Below are 15487 nucleotides of genomic sequence, written 5' to 3'. Positions count from 1 at the left end.
AGAGACCATGTCGTACGTGCGCAATTCGCGCTGGACCGCGCTGGGCGTGCTGTCCGCCACCGGACTGATGACCATCCTCGACGGCAGCATCGTGACGGTGGCGATGCCGGCCATCCAGCGCGACCTGGGCTTCTCGGCCGCCGGGCTGAGCTGGATCGTCAACGCGTACCTGATCCCCTTCGGGGGCCTGCTCCTCCTCGCGGGCAGGCTGGGCGACCTGGTCGGGCGCCGGACGATGTTCCTGGCCGGGAACGCGATCTTCACGGCCGCCTCCCTGCTGGCCGGCGCGGCCACCGGCCCCGGCCTGCTGATCGCCGCCCGGTTCCTGCAGGGCGTCGGGAGCGCGCTGGCCTCGGCCGTGGTCCTGGGCATCCTGGTGACGCTGTTCGGCGACCCCGTGCAGCGGGCCAAGGCGATCGCGATCTTCAGCTTCACCGGGGCGGCCGGCGCCTCGATCGGCCAGGTCCTGGGCGGCGTCCTCACCGACGGCCTGAGCTGGCCGTGGATCTTCCTCATCAACGTGCCGATCGGCGTGATCACCGTCGGGCTGGCTCTGCTGGTGCTGCCCGCCGACCGCGGGGCCGGCCTCGCCGCGGGCGCCGACGTCGCCGGGGCCGTGCTGGTGACCGGCGGCCTCATGCTGGGCATCTACACGGTCGTCAAGGTCGAGGAGTACGGCTGGCTCGCCGTCCACACGCTGGGGCTCGGCGCGGTGTCGCTGGCCCTGCTCGCCGCCTTCGTCGTCCGGCAGGCCACGGCCAGGACCCCGCTCATGCCGCTGCGGATCCTGCGCTCGCGCAACGTGACCGGCGCCAACCTCGCGCAGATGCTGGCCCTGTCGGGCATGTTCGCCTTCCAGGTGCTCGTCGCGCTCTACATGCAGCGGGTCCTCGGCTACGGGGCGCTGGACACCGGCCTCGCCATGCTCCCGGCCGCGGTCGGCATCGGCGCGATCTCTCTGTTCGTCTCGGCCCGCCTCAGCGCCCGCTTCGGCGCCCGCGCCGTCCTGCTGTCCGGTCTGGTGCTGTTGATCGCGGCGATGCTCCTGCTCACCCGGATCTCGGTGAACGCCGGCTACCTCACCCACCTGCTCCCGGTGATGGTGCTGATCTCGGGCGGCGGGCTGGTGCTCCCGGCGCTGGCCACGCTGGGCATGTCCGGCGCGCGGGAGAGCGACGCAGGGCTGGCCTCCGGGCTGTTCAACACCACCCAGCAGGTCGGCATGGCCATCGGCGTGGCGGTGCTGTCCACGATGGCCGCCTCGCGCACCGGCGACCTGCTGGCCGCTGGGGCGGGCCAGGCGGTCGCGCTGACCGGTGGGTACCGGCTGGCGTTCGGCATCTCGGCCGGGTTGCTGGTCGCGGCGTTCGCCGTGGGGCTTCTGGTCCTGCGCCGGCCCGCCGCGGCCCCGGCCGGGCCCGTCCAGGGGGACGGCGCGGCGGCGGTGGCGGAGCCCTCCGTGAGCTCCTGACGGGCCCCTGGAGGGTCAGGCGGCGCCGGTGCTCGTGCCGCTGGCCGGGCGGCGCGGGGGTTCGGGCGCGTTGAGGACGGCGGTGAGCGCCTCCTGGACCGTGGCGTGCACGGGCAGGTGCTCGTCGACGCGGGTGATCGCGACCAGGCGGGCCGGCATGGGCTGCAGCGCCGCCAGCCGCACGCTCCCGCCGTGGGCCTCCGCGTCCAGGTAGGTGTTGAGCAGCGCGCGCAGCCCCGCGCTGTCCATGAACCGCACCTCGGTCAGATCGAACACGAGATGGTCGCCGGGCCGGCGTCGGGACTCGGCGATGAACGACTCCAGCCGACCGGCGGTGGCCGAGTCGATCTCGCCGCCCACGGCTATCACGGTGGCTCCGGGCAGGTGTTGGCAGGCGAAGGTCAACCGTGACATCAGGCCTCCAGCCGGCCGGGGTCGTACGGCGCACGTCGCCATGAGCCGACGATATCCCGCCGGACCTCCGCCGACCTGCCCGGAGATCCAGGCATTCGCATCACGAATATCCCGGCGCGTCCGCCGGTCCTCGCGAATGCGCTGTGCCGAGTCTCCGGGGACGGCCGTCAGGCGTCGGCCGTGATGGCGGCCCGGGCCTGCTCGGCGTCGGGATAGAGGCTGAACGCCTGGGACAGCCCCGTCATGTGGAAGACGCGTTCCAGCCGGCTGGTCAGCCCGGCCAGCGCGATCGACCCCCCGCGTTCCAGGATGAGCTTGCGGAAGACCAGGAAGAGGCGGATGCCGGTGGAGTCGCAGAACTCCAGCCCGCTGAGGTCGAGCACGAGATGACGGTGCTCGGGCCGGAGGGTGCTCTCCATGTCGGCGCGGAGCTGGGCCGCGCTGATGTAGTCGAGCTCACCGACCAGGGCCAGGACGCACGTGCCCGTGGTCGGGTCGGCCGAGATCTGCGTCAGGTGAACGGGTGTGGTCACCGTGAGTGCCTTTTCACGATCGGAGGAACGGTCATGGACAGGATGGCCGTGTCGTCGGTCAGTCCGGGGCCGAACGCGGACAGAGTCTCCTCCAGCCGCGTCACCACCTCCTGGGCTGGTTGTCCGGCCAGGCCGGCGGCCAGGCTTCGTAGGCGGTCCTCACCGTACATGTGCCCGGCCGGTGTGCGTGCTTCGGTGAGGCCGTCGGTATAGAGCAGCATGCCGTCGCCGGGACACAGCGTGGTCTCGGCGACGGCGAAGCGCGCCTCCTGCAGCAGTCCGACGAGCATGCCGCCCTCGGTGCGCAGGGCCTCGACGTCGCCGCCGGCGCGGACGATCAGTGCCGGGGGATGGCCACCCCCGGCGACCTTGACGCGCATGCCCTCGCCGGTCGGCATGAGCACGCCGTACAGGACCGTGCAGTAGCACGGGTCGGCGCCCAGGAACTCGTCCATGAGCACCATGTTGAGGTTGGCGAGCACGGCCTCGGGGTCGCCGGCGTAGACGGCGGCGGCGCGCAGGGTGTGCCGGGCCAGCGCGGTCACGACGGCCGCGTCGGCGCCCTTGCCGCACACGTCGCCGAGGAAGAACGCCCAGTTGTGCTCGTCGAGCCGGAACACGTCGAAGAAGTCGCCGCCCACCTGGTCGGCCGAGGCCACGTGGTAGTGCGTGGCGATGTCCAGCCCGGGGACCTTCGGCGGGGACGGCGGGAGCAGCACCTTGCGCAGCGTGGAGGTGAGCAGCTCCAGCCGGCCGCGCTCGGCCTCGGCCTGCTGGCGCAGGCGGCGTTCGAGCGTGACGGCGGCGCGGGCGGACAGCCGCGTCTCCAGTTGCCCGGCCACCAGGGCGGCCAGGTCGGTCAGGGTGCGCAGGCCGGCCTCGTCCACCTCGCGCGGCTCGACGTCCATGACGTTGACCGTGCCCAGGCGGTGGCCGTCGGCCGTGACGATCGGCGCGGCGGCGTAGAAGCGCACGCGGGGCTCTCCACGGACCAGCGGGTGGTCGCACGCCTCCGGGTGGGTGAGCGTGTCGGCCACCACGTACGGTTCCGACTCCTGGATCGCGGAGACGCACAGGCCGGGGTCACGCGCGAGGTCGTGCTGGACCCCCGCCAGCCCGGTGTGGGCCTTGACCCAGACCCGCTCGTCCTCGACGAACGTCACGGAGGCGATCGGCGCGCCGAAGGCGCGGGCCGCGAGCGCGACGACCCGGTCGAACGTCCCCTCGGGCGGGGAGTCGAGGACCTGGTACCGGCGCAGCGCTTCCAGCCGCGCGGCCTCGGCACCGGGGTCGATCAGCGTTGCCGTCATCTAGTCGCGTCACCGTTTCTCTTTCGAGGACGCACGAAGTTTACTTGTCAAGCTTCTCTGCTCCCGCCGGATTCACTACAGAACCCCCAATACCCCCAAAATTCCCAAAAGATCCCGCGTGAAGACGGATCGCCCGTTCGACGGAGTACAGATGTGACCCCGTCGAAGGGACCCAGCCGGATGACCGCTCCACCCGGAGTACCTGTGAGGATCGACGACGCCGCGCTCATCGAGGAGTCGTGGCGGCGTCCCGACGCCTTCGCGGCGCTCTACGACCGCTACTTCGGCGACGTCTACAGATACGTCGCCGGGCGGGTCGGCACGCAGGTCGCCGACGATCTCGCCGCCGAGACGTTCGTCGTGGCGTACGGCAAGCGCGCGACGTTCGACCCCGGGCGTGGAGTCGTGCGCGCCTGGCTCTTCGGGATCGCCACCAACCTCGTGGCCCAGCACCGCAGGAGCGAGACCCGCAGGCTGGAGGCGCTGCGGCGGGCGCCGGCCGAGGACGACACGGACGGCGGACACGAGGATCGGGTGGCCGCCAGGCTCCTCGCGGCGGGCTCGCGGGGGCGGCTCGCCGCGGAGCTGAGGCGGCTGCCCGACCACGACAGGGACGTGCTGCTCCTCGTCGCCCTGGCGGACCTCAACTACGAGGAGGTCGCGCAGGCCCTGGACATCCCGTCCGGCACCGTCGGATCCCGGCTCAACCGGGTCCGCAGGAAGTTGCGCGCGGCCCTGGGCGGCGCCGACCCGGCGATCGGAGGAACCGATGAGTGACCTGAACGGGCGTCCCTTCCCCGGCCTGCCGCACGACCGAGGCGACCTCGACGCGGTGCGCGCCCTGCTCGGCTCGCCCGAGCCGTCGCTGGACACGGTCGTGGACGGCCGGGCCCGCCTGCTGGCCGCGCTGGCGGGAGATGCCGCCGACGCCGGCTCCCTCGCCGACGTCGGCTCCCTCCCCGACAGCGGCTTCCTCACCGACGCCGGCCCCTTCGCCGATGCCGGTCCCTTCGCCGACGCCGACGCCGAGGCCGAGGCCGGGGACGCGGTGCCGGCTGAGCCCCGGGAGGACCCCATCCCGCTCCGGGGCGCGCACGACCCCGCCACCCGGGAGCCGGGCCGGCTCCGTACGACCGGCCGGATGAGAAGGCGGCTGGCCACGGTGGGGGCGGGGCTGGCCGCTGCGGCGACGATCCTGATGGCGGCCGTCCTGGCCGCGCCCGGCGGTCCGGTCACCTCGATGGGGCCCGGCACGCCCGTCAGCACCGCGCAGGACACGCCCGGCGCCTCCTCGACACCCTCGGCGAACACGCGGAAGGCCCGCGAGGTGCTGCTCGCGACCGCCGACGCCGCGGCGAAGCAGCCCGCCGGCGAGGGCGCCTACTGGCGGACGAAGAGGGTCACCTGGTGGCAGACGCCCACGGGCGACCGCGCGTACGTCCTTGAGCTGAGCCTGTCGGAGGAGATGTGGCTGGCCCGCCGCCCGGGGGACAAGAGCCGGCGGATCTCACGCTTCCTCGGCGCGAAGCCCGCCACGGCGAACGACGAGGCGGCCTGGCGGAAGGCCGGATCGCCGTCCTCGTGGAACCTGTTGCCCCCCGGGGAGAAGGTCACGGACGTGGTCGCGGCGAAGCCCGGCGAGCCGGTCGTCTCCGAGCTGCGCGGCAAGTGGAAGGGCTCCGGGGGAGACCTGGCGAAGGAACTGCTGTCCTGGGACGACCTGGCGGCGATCCCCGACGACGTGGACGGGCTGCGGGCGTACCTGACGAGGCTCGTCGGCAAGGGCAAGGGGCCCGCCGACGATCCGGACAGGGCCCGGAACCTGCTCGGGGAGGCCGTCGTGCAGATCGTCGAGGGGCTCCCGGTGACGCCGCGGGTGCGCGCTTCGGCCTTCCGTCTGCTCGCGACCATGCCGGGAGTGCGTGCCGAGGGCGAGGTCACCGACCGGCTCGGGCGCACGGGCCAGGCGATCGTCTACCGCTCGGACGGCCGGGTGAAGGAGCGGATCGTGGTGGATCCCCGTACCGGCCGGACGCTGGCCAAGGAGACGACGACGGTGGACACGACCGGCGGGCCTGAGGTCCGGCTTCACCACCAGACCGCCTACGAGCAGATCGGTTGGACCGACGAGCGCCCCGCCCAGGCCACCGGGCGGGAGTGACCTGGACGGGCAGTCGCGCCGCCCGTCATCACCGCCACAACACTCTGACTTCCGAGACCGCCTCTCTCAGGGCGTCATGGCGGATAAGCCAATTACGGGACTCGACGCCAAGGGACGGCCACACGATCGACACATCCAGTCCTTGGCCAGGTGGCACGGGCGCTGCCCAATAGAACATCCGGCCCGAAAAGTCTTGACCGCTTGCACCCGTCTTTCGAACTGTCAGGCGTCTCGTTGAACCTTCGGGCCGCAGTTCCAACCCCAAGTCGTCCGCCGACCCGACAACTGGAATGCCGAATCCTTCCCCTGCCGTCGGAGCGTCTTCTCGCACGTGGTATCCCACCTGAATTTCCAGACCTCGGGAGAAGATCGCCATCCGTTCCATGAACACAGCGCACCGTGCGGATTCCGCAAACATGTGGCCGACCGGGAGGTTGGCCGGGATCTCGTTCACCGGCAGATCGAAGGGGTCAACAATAAAGGTCATGATCTCCGCCACGTTGACCCCTCCAATGCGCCGCCGCATGTTTCACGATGAGTGAGCCGTCGTCATCACGGCGTGCGAGAGATTGCTGATGTGTGCCTTGCAGGCAACCGCATCCTGGAAGGCATCCGATTGTGTCAGGCCGGCACATCACCATCGAACTTGTGCTGGCCTGCCACGACGGCACATCCTTGAGATGCCGCTCCTGAGCAGGTCGTGCCCGGTGAGGTTTCCGTGGCCCGGCCCGGGAAAGAGGCCAGGCCATGACCACTCTGGAATCGCCTTCACGCCAGGGTGAGCGGGAGCCGGCCGCGCGATGCCCCCGAAGCGGCGCCGAGATGTCGGCGCCGCCGGTCCTGGGCGTGGACGACACCCCCGCCTTCCGGCTCAGCCCGTACACCTTCGTCTCCGAGCGGGCCAGGGAGCTCGGCACGGACGTCTTCGACACGCGGCTGCTCCTGCGGCCGACCACCTGCATGACCGGGCCCGAGGCGGCCAGGGTCTTCTACGGCGAGCGCCGGCTCGTCCGCCACGGGGCGGCGCCGCGCCGGCTGCTGCTGACGCTCTTCGGCCGGGGCGGGGTGCAGTCGCTGGACGGCGAGGCGCACGCCGTCCGCAAGGCGATGTTCATGTCGCTCATGACGCCGCAGGAGCGGGAGCGGATGCGCGAGCTGGCCGGGGAGGCGTGGCGGGAGCGGATCGGCCGCTGGAGCCGGATGCCGCGCGTCAACCTGTTCGATGAGGTCAGCGAGCTGCTGTGCGAGGTGGCGTGCGCGTGGACGGGCGTGCGGCTCGACCGCGGGAGCATCCCGCACGCGACCGCGCGGCTGCTCGCGATGATCGAGGCGCCCGCCGCCGTCGGCCCGCGCCACCTGCGCGGCCGCAGGGCCCGCGTCCAGGCCGAGAAGGGCATCGCCGAGCTGGTGAGACGGGTGCGTGAGCGGCCCGAGCGGTTCGCGGGCACCCCGTTGCAGGCCGTCGCGCTGCACCGCGACGCCGACGGTGCGCCGCTGGACCCGCGGGTCGCCGCCGTGGAGGTGCTGAACCTGCTGCGGCCGATCGTGGCCGTCGGCCGGTTCGTCACCCTCGCCGCCCTCGCCCTGCACGCGAACCCGCACTGCCACGAGCGGATCAGCTCCGGCGACGACGCCTACCTGGAGTACTTCGTCCAGGAGGTGCGGCGGTTCTATCCGTTCTTCCCGATGGTCGCCGCGAAGGTGGCCGAGCCGTTCGAGTGGAACGGACACCACTTCCCGAAGGGCCGGCGCGTCCTGCTCGACCTGCACGGCATCGACCACGACCCCCGGGTGTGGGAGGGGCCGGAGGAGTTCCGCCCCGAGCGGTTCGGCACGTGGGACGGCGGCGCGTTCGACCTCGTGCCGCAGGGCGGCGGCGACCACCACCGCGGCCACCGGTGCGCTGGCGAGTGGCTCACCGTCGACCTCATGAAGGTGGCGGTGACCGCGCTGACCCGCTGGATGTCGTACGGCGTGCTGCCCGAGCAGGACCTCAGCATCCCGCGGTGGCGCGCGCCCGCCCTGCCGGCCAGCGGCTTCGTCATCGACCGCGTGATCCCCGCCGAGCCGGGTGCGACGGGTCGGTCCAGTAGGTGTCCATGATCGGCTCGTGCGCCAGCAGCTCGCTGAACAGGTCCTCCCACATCGGCATGACCGCCTCGGGCGCGTAGCCGCGGGCCGTGCGGGCGGCGCGCTCGCCGATCCGCAGCCGCAGCTCCCGGTCGCCCATGAGCCGGTCGAGCGCCGCGGCGAGCGCGCCGACGTCCTGCGGCGGCACGAGCAGCCCGTCCACCTCGGGAGTGACCACGTCGCCGGGCCCGGTCGGGCAGTCGAACGCCGCGACGGGCAGGGCGTGCCCCATGGCCTCGATCATCACCATCGGCAGCCCCTCGAAGCGGGAGGACAGCGCGTAGATCGAGGCGCCGGCCAGCTCCTCGGCCATGCGGCCGGTCCGCCCCATCAGGCTGACCCGGCCGGTCAGGCCCTCGCTCTCGATGAGCTCGGCGAGCCGCTCCTTCTTCGGCCCGGAGCCGAAGATCCGCAGCCGCCACTCCGGGTGCCGCCGCGCCGCCTGCCCGAACGCGGGGATGAGCAGGTCGAAGCCCTTCTGCCAGACCAGCCGGCCGGCCGCCACCACGACCGGGTGCTCCTGCGCCGACATCCGCTCCGCCGGGTGGACCGCGTTGGGGATGCGCACGATCGGCGTGCGCGGCAGCAGTTCCCGGTAGGCGAGCTGGTTGCCGCGCGTCAGCACCACCACGGCGTCGAACCGATCGTAGTAGCGGGCGATGTCGGCGCGCACCGGCTCGGGGTAGGCGTCCAGGTTCATGTGGTCCTGCGCCACGCGTACGACGTGCTTGCCCGCGCGGCGGGCGGAGATGAGGTTCAGCGCCGGGCGGGTGGTGACCAGGATGCCGTCGCTCAGGGCGGAGACGTAGTCGATGACCGCCTTCTCCACGCGTTCGGTGAAGTACTCGGCGGCGAACTCGCCGCGCGGCACCAGTTTGCCCCGTAGCCGCCGCCACACCTTGCGGCCGAGCGAGTCGGCGGCCACCGACTCCCGCTGGTCGACCAGGGGCGCGAGCCGTACCCGGGGGTCGAGCGCGAACTGCGGCTTGGCGCGGCGGCGCACGACGCTGGCGATCTCCACGTCGTGGCCGAGGGCGGCCATCGCGCCGGCCTGGTTGAACACCGTCCGGATCGTCCCGCCGACCCCGTAGGCGTGCAGCAGCACGTAGCGGATCTTCACAGGTAACCCCAGTCGCGGCACATGGGTCTCAGCAGGTCGGGGATCTCCTCGGGGGCCGGCAGGCCGCGTCCCGGCTGGACGGTGCCCGAGCGGATCTTCTCCTGCCAGTCGCCGAGCCCCTTGCTGATCACGCCGGGCGTGCCGTACGCGAGCATCCCGGGCGCCCACGGCACGTCCAGGAACGCGCAGAGCTCCCTGGTCACCCGCTCGGGGTCGCCGGTCAGGTCCTCGTAGCGGACGGTCAGGCCGTCGAGCCCCTTGCGGGCCCGCTGGACCGCCTTCATGTAGCGCAGCGCGTCGGCCGCGGCCTCCTCCGGGGTGCGCTTGCCCGCGCCCGCCTCGTACCAGGACGCCGCGATGGAGGCGGGGTGGCGCAGCAGGAAGACGAAGCGCGCGTCCAGCCAGCAGGTGGCGATCCGCTGGTGGGCGAAGGCGTTGGCGGGAGTCTTGTCCACGATGTACCGCTTGCCGCTCCGGGTGAGCTCCCGGTGCAGCACCCGGTCCCACAGCAGGTGCTCCAGGTCGGCCTGGTTGTGGCCGAGTTCCTCCATCGCCCTGCGCGCCAGCGGGGTGCCGAAGCCGACGCTGAGCCGTCGTACGTGCAGCTCGTGCGGCGCGTGCAGCTCGGGGTGCGCGTCGAGCATCGCGCGCAGCAGCGTGGAGCCGGACCGGACGGGGGACAGGATGAACACCGGCGCGGTCAGCAGGCGGTCGTGCGCGGGGTCGGCGGGCGGCCGGGGCGGGCTCTCCACCGCGTCGGACGAGCCTTCCGGGCGCGTCGGGGTGACGCGTTCGAAACGGACGCCGGCGTACCTCCCGAGCGCGTCGTTGAGCTTTCGCTGCCAGGTCATGCCGTTGGAGGCTACCCAGCGTTCCTGGCAATTCCCTGTCAATGCCCTCGTCAGGGGCGGTACGGGCGTCCGGCGGCAAGGTCTTTGACGCGATCGCGTCTATGTACCGTCCGCGACGGCGCCCCTACGTTCGAGTCATGTGCGATCTGAACCCACAGGAAAGCCGTGACGTTCTCGACTCCCTGAGCGAGATCCGCGCACTGTCCGACCAGGTGGCCACGCACGCCTCGGCCATCGAGGAGAGCTCCTACATGGACCACGCCGGCCTCGCCGCACTGCTGACCGAGCTGCGCGACCGCGCCGACGCGACCCGGGTGTGGGTGGAGGGCAAGCCGCACCAGCACGCCGCGCACCACGGCCACTAGCGCCGTCCGGGCGTGCCGGTTCCGGCGGGGCGGCGGGGCCCTGCCGGAACCGGCCTTTTCCCAGGTGATCTGCCGACCTCCCGCGTGATCCGCCGACCTCCCGCGTAATTCGCCGACCTCCCGCGTGATCCGCCGACGTCCCGCGTGATTCGCCGACATTCATGCGTGATTCAGCAGGTTCTCATGGCCTGCGTGTGCGAGTGGACTTTCCGCGCCTTTCCCGTTCTGATGATCTCGCCGGTTGATCTCGTTCATCCGGCGCGTGTTCGCGGAGCGAGGGGAAGGCCCATGGGACCTCGGCGGCGGGCGCGGCTCACGCCTCGGTGGGCCGGTCGTAGCCCTCGGCCCCGCCGTGGACCCCGCGACTCGGGTCCTGCTCCGGCTGGTTGGCCGGGTCCGTGGGCGACGGGTCGAACTCCTCGGCGAAGTCCGCGTCGTCGTACTCCTCGGGATTCTCCCGCCGGTCGGCGAGCGGCCGCTCGTCGGGCTGCGACATGGCTCCTCCTGCGATCGGATGCTCCGCCCGGGGCCGCGGGCCGGCGGGCGGCGGTCACCGGGCCCCTGCCCGCGACGGGCACGCTCATGTCGGCGGACGTCCCGCCGGCGGCCCCGGGGGGCCGGTTACGGCCTTTCCCGTTCGCGAGATCCGGTCAGTCAACCATGTGCCGGCATGACCGCCGCCGGGGAATTGGGCTCTAGGCGCGCATCAGATGCGGCGTTACCTTCCATGAGGCGGCATCGGGGGATCATGCCGCTTTTCGCTGTGGAGGAGCCATATGCGCGTATCCATCATCAAAGGGGTCACCGCTGTCGTCGCCGCTCTCGCCCTACCCTTGGCCGTCACCGGTCCGGCGCAGGCCAAGGGGCTCGACGACGCCTTCGCCAAACTGCTGATGAAGCAGGTCACGGGGGCGAACGTGCAGAAGCACCTGGCCGCGCTCCAGGGCATCGCCGACGCCAACGGGGGCACCCGCGCGGCGGGCACGCCCGGCTACGCCGCCTCGCGCGACTACGTGGCGGGCAAGCTGCGCAAGGCCGGTTACAAGGTCACGCTCAACCCGATCCACTTCGTGGAGAGCTGGACCGAGGACAGCCCGCCGACCCTGGAGCTGACCGCGCCGAACCAGAAGACGTACGCCCCCAACGACGCCTTCTACACCTTCCAGCCGTCGCCGGCCGGCGAGGTCACCGCGCAGGTCCAGGGCGTGGACCTGACGCTGCCGCCGACCCCGACGCCCACCTCCACCAGCGGCTGCGAGGCGTCCGACTTCAATGGGTTCGTGGCCGGCCGGATCGCGCTGATCCAGCGGGGCACGTGCGCGTTCGCCCAGAAGATCCGTAACGCCGGGTTCGCCGGGGCGTCCGGCATCATCGTCTTCAACGAGGGCCAGCCCGGCCGCACCGACGCGTTCCCGCTGAACATCGGCGAGTGGCGGGCCGGGGTGCCCATGGTCTTCGCCGACTTCGCGGTCGGCAACGAGCTGGCCTCCACTCCCGGCGCGACCGTCCACCTCAAGGTGAACACGACGCTCAAGCTCGGCACCGACCACAACGTCATCGCCGAGACGCGCTTCGGCGACCCGCGGAACGTGGTCATGATCGGCGCCCACCTCGACAGCGTGACGGCCGGGCCGGGCATCAACGACAACGGCTCCGGCAGCGCGACCATCCTGGAGACCGCCCTGCGGATGGCGCACTACCCGGTGCGCAACAAGGTCAGGTTCGGGTTCTGGGCGGCCGAGGAGATCGGCCTGCTCGGCTCCGACCAGTACGTGGAGAACCTGAGCGACGCCGAGCGCGACCGGATCCGGCTGTACCTGAACTTCGACATGGTGGCCTCGCCGAACTACGCCTACAAGCTGTACGACGGCGACGACTCCGACGCCACCGGCTCCCCGGCGGGCCCGCCCGGATCCGCGCAGATCGAGAAGCAGCTCGAAGCGTTCTACGACGCGCGAGGGCTGGGTCACGTGGGCACCGACTTCGACGGCCGGTCCGACTACGGGCCGTTCATCGCGGTCGGCATCCCGTCCGGCGGCATCTTCACCGGCGCCGAGGGGATCAAGACGGCTCAGGAGGCCGCCGTGTTCGGCGGCACGGCCGGGGCCGCCTATGACGCCTGCTACCACCAGGCGTGCGACACCACGGCCAACATCAACGCGACCGCGCTCGACGTCAGCGCCGACGCGATCGCCGACTCCACCGCCCGGTACGCCTTCAACCTGGGGTCCATCCCGGAGCGGACCGGCACCGCGAGCACGTCCCGGGTCGCCCTGCGCACCGCCAGCTGACCTGGTCCGTCCCGAAGGGCGGTCGCCGCGAGGCGGCCGCCCTTCGGCGTGCTCAGGATCAGCGGCACAGTGCCCAGAATCGGAGGCATAGCGGGAGGCGCGACGCGGCGTCTCATGGGATGACATCCACATCTCTTGGAGGTGACCGTGGACCCCGCAGACGAGCGAGGTTTCCGCGAGTTCGTTTCCGCCCGCTCGCCCGCGCTGATGCGTCTCGGCTATCTGATCACCGGCGGTGACCAGTACGCCGCCGAGGACCTGGTGCAGGGAGCGCTGGCGAAGCTGGCTTCCCGCTGGCGGCGCGTCGAGGCGCCCGAGGCGTACGTCAGGCAGATCATGTACCGCCAGCACGTGAGCTGGTGGCGCACGGCGGCCCGCCGCGGCGAGGTCGTCCAGGCCGCGCCGCCCGAGCTGCCCGGCGTGGACCGCACTCACCAGAGCGAGCTGCGGATGGTGCTGCGCTCCGCCCTGGCCCGGCTCACCCCGCGTCAGCGCACCATGCTCGTGCTCCGGTACTTCGAGGACCTGCCCGACCACCAGGTCGCCCGCGAACTCGGCTGCTCCGTCGGAACGGTACGCAGCACCACCCATCGATCCCTCGCCCGGCTGCGCGAGATCGCTCCCGAGCTCGCCGAGGAACTGGAGGCCGTCCGATGACCCGACTGCTGCGCGACACCCTGGCGGAGTGGGCCGGCGAGGCCCGGGTGCCGCACGACCTGGCCGACCGGGCGCTCGGCGGCCGGCGTCCGGCACGGGCGCCGCGGGGGCGCGTCCGGCCGTGGGCGCTGGTCGCGGGCGCGCTCGCCCTGGCCGCGGGGGTGACGGCCGCCCTCGTCGTCCCGGGGGCGATGGATGAGCGTGGGGCCACCGTGCGGCCCGCGACGGGCCTGACGCTCCCGGAGCGGCCGTCACCCGCGCCCACGGACATCCGCACGTACACCGAGGGCCGGCCGCCGCGCACGCTCATCGCTGCGGGGAACGTCGCGGTCTCCGCCTACTGGACGACCGCCACGGAGAAGGTGTCCGAGAAGCTGGAGCGCTACCGGCGGACCTGGTGGCTGTACGACCCGAGGAACGACGGCTACGAGAAGACCGGATGGGCCTGGGTGGACGTGGCCCCGGGGCTCCAGGCGGCCGCCGCGATCCAGGGCGACCTGCTGGGCAGGCAGATCGTGATCCTGGACATGGCGACCCGCGAGGTCCGGTCGGTCATCGGCCTGGATCACGACGCCGGGTCGGTCGCCTGGTCGCCGGACGGCACCAAGCTCCTCGTCACGACGTACTCCGGCTATCCCGACGAGCAGCCGCCCATGAAGAACAACGCGATCACGTACGACCGGAACACGAAGATCGGCAACCGTACGGGCTACTACGTCATCGACGTGACCAAGGGCGAGAAGCAGTATCACGAGTTCCCCGCGATGACCTCGCTCCCGACCCCGGGAAGCACCGAACCGGGCAACGGCAACAACCGGCAGGACCTGGGCTGGAGCGTGGACGGCTCCCTGATCTGGGCCCCCACCGACACCACTCCGGACCGCCTCTTCTACACCCTGGACGGCAAGCGCCACGACCCGCCCGCCGACCGGTACATCCCCTACACCGGCACGACCGCCCTGTCCCCCAACGGGAAGCTCGTCATCGGTCCCCGGCAGTCGGGGCTGCCCACGGAGATCACCGACGCCGCGACGGGGGCCGTGGTCGGCCGGCAGAAGGTGCTCCAGCTCCTGGCCTGGGCCGACGACGACAACGTGGTCGCGCTGGGCTGCGCCCGGGAGTGCGACGACGAGTTCGACAACGGGCTCGTGCTCGTCAGCGTGGACGGGACCAGGACCACCCAGCTCGCCGCCACCGGCAAGAGCGAGGGCGAGGGCTCCTGGCGCTGGGTCCTCACACCCCGCTGACCTGCGCACACGTCCCACAGAGGCTTGGACGCCGCGTTCCGGGGCACCTGGTAGGTCGTCTTCGGGCGATTTGAGGAGGTTCCGGTGACCACGGTGGAGAACGCCGGGCGGCAGGCCCGCGCGATGGCGCGGCGGGCGGCTGACCATCCGATGCTCGACCGGCTGGCCAGGGTGGGCCTGGCCTGCCGGGGTGTGCTGTACGCGCTCATCGGGGTGCTGGCGGTGCAGATCGCTCTCGGCAGCGGGGACAAGCAGGCCGACAAGGGCGGCGCGATGACCACGATCGCGAGCCTGCCGTTCGGCTCGGTGCTGTTGTGGGTCATGGTCGTCGGCTTCGCCGGTCTGGCCCTGTGGCAGGCGTCCGAGGCGTTGTTCGGCGGGCTCAGGATCACCAAGGACCGCGTCGAGGCGGCGTTCCGCGCCGCCGTGTACACACTGATCGTCGGCTCCCTGCTCACCCTGCTCCTGGCCGGGAAGGCCGGCTCGGACGACAAGAAGTCGCAGGACGTGACCGGCAAGCTGCTCGACCTGCCCGGCGGGCAGTTCATCGTCGGCCTGATCGGGCTCGGCATCATCGGGCTCGGCGTCTACTGGATCTACCAGGGGTGGAAGAAGAAGTTCCGCGAGGAGCTGGACCAGGGCCGCATGTCGGCCAGGGCGCGAAAGATCATGGACCGCCTCGGCACGGCCGGCTACCTGGCGCGCGGCGCCATCGCCGCCCTCGCGGGCGTGTTCGTGGTGCAGGCGGCGATCACCTACGACCCGGACAAGGCGGGCGGCATCGACGCCACCCTGCGGGCCTTCGCCGACACCCCGGTCGGGCCGTGGCTGCTCGTGGTGGTGGCCCTCGGGCTGCTGCTGTTCGCCGGCTACTGCTTCGGCGAGTCTCGCTGGCGCCGCACCTGAGCAGGCCGGCCGCACCGACAACCGCAGCGTA

The 15487-nt window shown here is 72.0% G+C and carries 16 protein-coding genes; 9 read left to right on the top strand and 7 right to left on the bottom strand.

The window, feature by feature from the left end:
* The first annotated feature begins 16 nt into the window (after window positions 1-16).
* Entirely contained in the window at window positions 17-1471 is a 1455-nt protein-coding gene (locus tag HTZ77_RS13780; protein WP_328808577.1) for an MFS transporter, read from the top strand.
* Window positions 1472-1486: 15 nt separating this feature from the next.
* On the opposite strand, the gene HTZ77_RS13775 is transcribed toward HTZ77_RS13780, so the two are convergent.
* From HTZ77_RS13775 to HTZ77_RS13765, 3 genes are all read right to left on the bottom strand, one after another.
* On the bottom strand, window positions 1487-1885 hold the full coding sequence (locus tag HTZ77_RS13775) for an STAS domain-containing protein (RefSeq protein ID WP_175589942.1): 399 nt from the start codon (window positions 1883-1885) through the stop codon (window positions 1487-1489).
* Between the two features lie 167 nt (window positions 1886-2052).
* A complete protein-coding gene (locus HTZ77_RS13770; protein ID WP_175589941.1) occupies window positions 2053-2418 on the bottom strand; it encodes an STAS domain-containing protein in 366 nt (121 codons plus the stop codon).
* The gene (locus HTZ77_RS13765; protein ID WP_175589940.1) at window positions 2415-3728 is read right to left on the bottom strand and encodes a PP2C family protein-serine/threonine phosphatase; all 1314 of its coding nucleotides are present in this window, start codon (window positions 3726-3728) and stop codon (window positions 2415-2417) included. The genes HTZ77_RS13770 and HTZ77_RS13765 overlap by 4 nt, the downstream gene beginning before the upstream one ends.
* Before the next feature lie 204 nt (window positions 3729-3932).
* On the opposite strand from HTZ77_RS13765, the gene HTZ77_RS13760 reads away from it, so the two are divergent.
* Both HTZ77_RS13760 and HTZ77_RS13755 read left to right on the top strand, forming a co-directional pair.
* Window positions 3933-4505 (top strand): RNA polymerase sigma factor, encoded by a 573-nt coding sequence (locus HTZ77_RS13760; RefSeq protein ID WP_328808576.1) that lies wholly within the window; start codon window positions 3933-3935, stop codon window positions 4503-4505.
* Window positions 4498-5889: a CU044_5270 family protein gene (locus HTZ77_RS13755; protein ID WP_175589938.1), complete on the top strand. Its 1392-nt coding sequence runs from the start codon at window positions 4498-4500 to the stop codon at window positions 5887-5889. Before HTZ77_RS13760 ends, HTZ77_RS13755 begins: the two co-directional genes overlap by 8 nt.
* A gap of 28 nt (window positions 5890-5917) precedes the next feature.
* Here HTZ77_RS13755 and HTZ77_RS13750 read toward each other — a convergent pair whose 3' ends face one another.
* Window positions 5918-6388: a hypothetical protein gene (locus HTZ77_RS13750; RefSeq protein ID WP_175589937.1), complete on the bottom strand. Its 471-nt coding sequence runs from the start codon at window positions 6386-6388 to the stop codon at window positions 5918-5920.
* Window positions 6389-6636: 248 nt separating this feature from the next.
* Between HTZ77_RS13750 and HTZ77_RS13745 the strand changes: the two genes are divergently transcribed.
* The gene (locus HTZ77_RS13745) at window positions 6637-7992 is read left to right on the top strand and encodes a cytochrome P450 (RefSeq protein ID WP_205302610.1); all 1356 of its coding nucleotides are present in this window, start codon (window positions 6637-6639) and stop codon (window positions 7990-7992) included.
* Here the strand turns inward: HTZ77_RS13745 and HTZ77_RS13740 are convergent.
* The gene (locus tag HTZ77_RS13740; protein WP_175589936.1) at window positions 7931-9139 is read right to left on the bottom strand and encodes a glycosyltransferase family 4 protein; all 1209 of its coding nucleotides are present in this window, start codon (window positions 9137-9139) and stop codon (window positions 7931-7933) included. The genes HTZ77_RS13745 and HTZ77_RS13740 overlap by 62 nt on opposite strands.
* Window positions 9136-9990, bottom strand: coding sequence for a sulfotransferase family protein (locus tag HTZ77_RS13735; protein WP_175589935.1), 855 nt, complete (start codon window positions 9988-9990; stop codon window positions 9136-9138). The genes HTZ77_RS13740 and HTZ77_RS13735 overlap by 4 nt, the downstream gene beginning before the upstream one ends.
* 137 nt (window positions 9991-10127) lie before the next feature.
* Between HTZ77_RS13735 and HTZ77_RS13730 the strand changes: the two genes are divergently transcribed.
* Window positions 10128-10355, top strand: a complete 228-nt coding sequence (locus tag HTZ77_RS13730) for a hypothetical protein (RefSeq protein WP_175589934.1) — start codon at window positions 10128-10130, stop codon at window positions 10353-10355.
* 313 nt (window positions 10356-10668) lie between these two features.
* Here HTZ77_RS13730 and HTZ77_RS13725 read toward each other — a convergent pair whose 3' ends face one another.
* A complete protein-coding gene (locus HTZ77_RS13725; RefSeq protein ID WP_175589933.1) occupies window positions 10669-10851 on the bottom strand; it encodes a hypothetical protein in 183 nt (60 codons plus the stop codon).
* A gap of 280 nt (window positions 10852-11131) precedes the next feature.
* On the opposite strand from HTZ77_RS13725, the gene HTZ77_RS13720 reads away from it, so the two are divergent.
* From HTZ77_RS13720 to HTZ77_RS13705, 4 genes are all read left to right on the top strand, one after another.
* Window positions 11132-12646 (top strand): M28 family metallopeptidase, encoded by a 1515-nt coding sequence (locus HTZ77_RS13720; RefSeq protein WP_175589932.1) that lies wholly within the window; start codon window positions 11132-11134, stop codon window positions 12644-12646.
* Window positions 12647-12793: 147 nt separating this feature from the next.
* Window positions 12794-13303 (top strand): SigE family RNA polymerase sigma factor, encoded by a 510-nt coding sequence (locus tag HTZ77_RS13715; protein WP_175589931.1) that lies wholly within the window; start codon window positions 12794-12796, stop codon window positions 13301-13303.
* On the top strand, window positions 13300-14550 hold the full coding sequence (locus tag HTZ77_RS13710) for a hypothetical protein (protein ID WP_175589930.1): 1251 nt from the start codon (window positions 13300-13302) through the stop codon (window positions 14548-14550). Before HTZ77_RS13715 ends, HTZ77_RS13710 begins: the two co-directional genes overlap by 4 nt.
* A gap of 84 nt (window positions 14551-14634) precedes the next feature.
* Window positions 14635-15456 (top strand): DUF1206 domain-containing protein, encoded by an 822-nt coding sequence (locus HTZ77_RS13705; RefSeq protein ID WP_328808575.1) that lies wholly within the window; start codon window positions 14635-14637, stop codon window positions 15454-15456.
* Window positions 15457-15487: the final 31 nt, after the last annotated feature.

Source organism: Nonomuraea montanisoli, from assembly GCF_013363975.1.
Classification (GTDB): domain Bacteria; phylum Actinomycetota; class Actinomycetes; order Streptosporangiales; family Streptosporangiaceae; genus Nonomuraea; species Nonomuraea montanisoli.
Note: the sequence above shows the minus strand (reverse complement) of the source record. Positions and strands in the feature narration are given on the sequence as shown.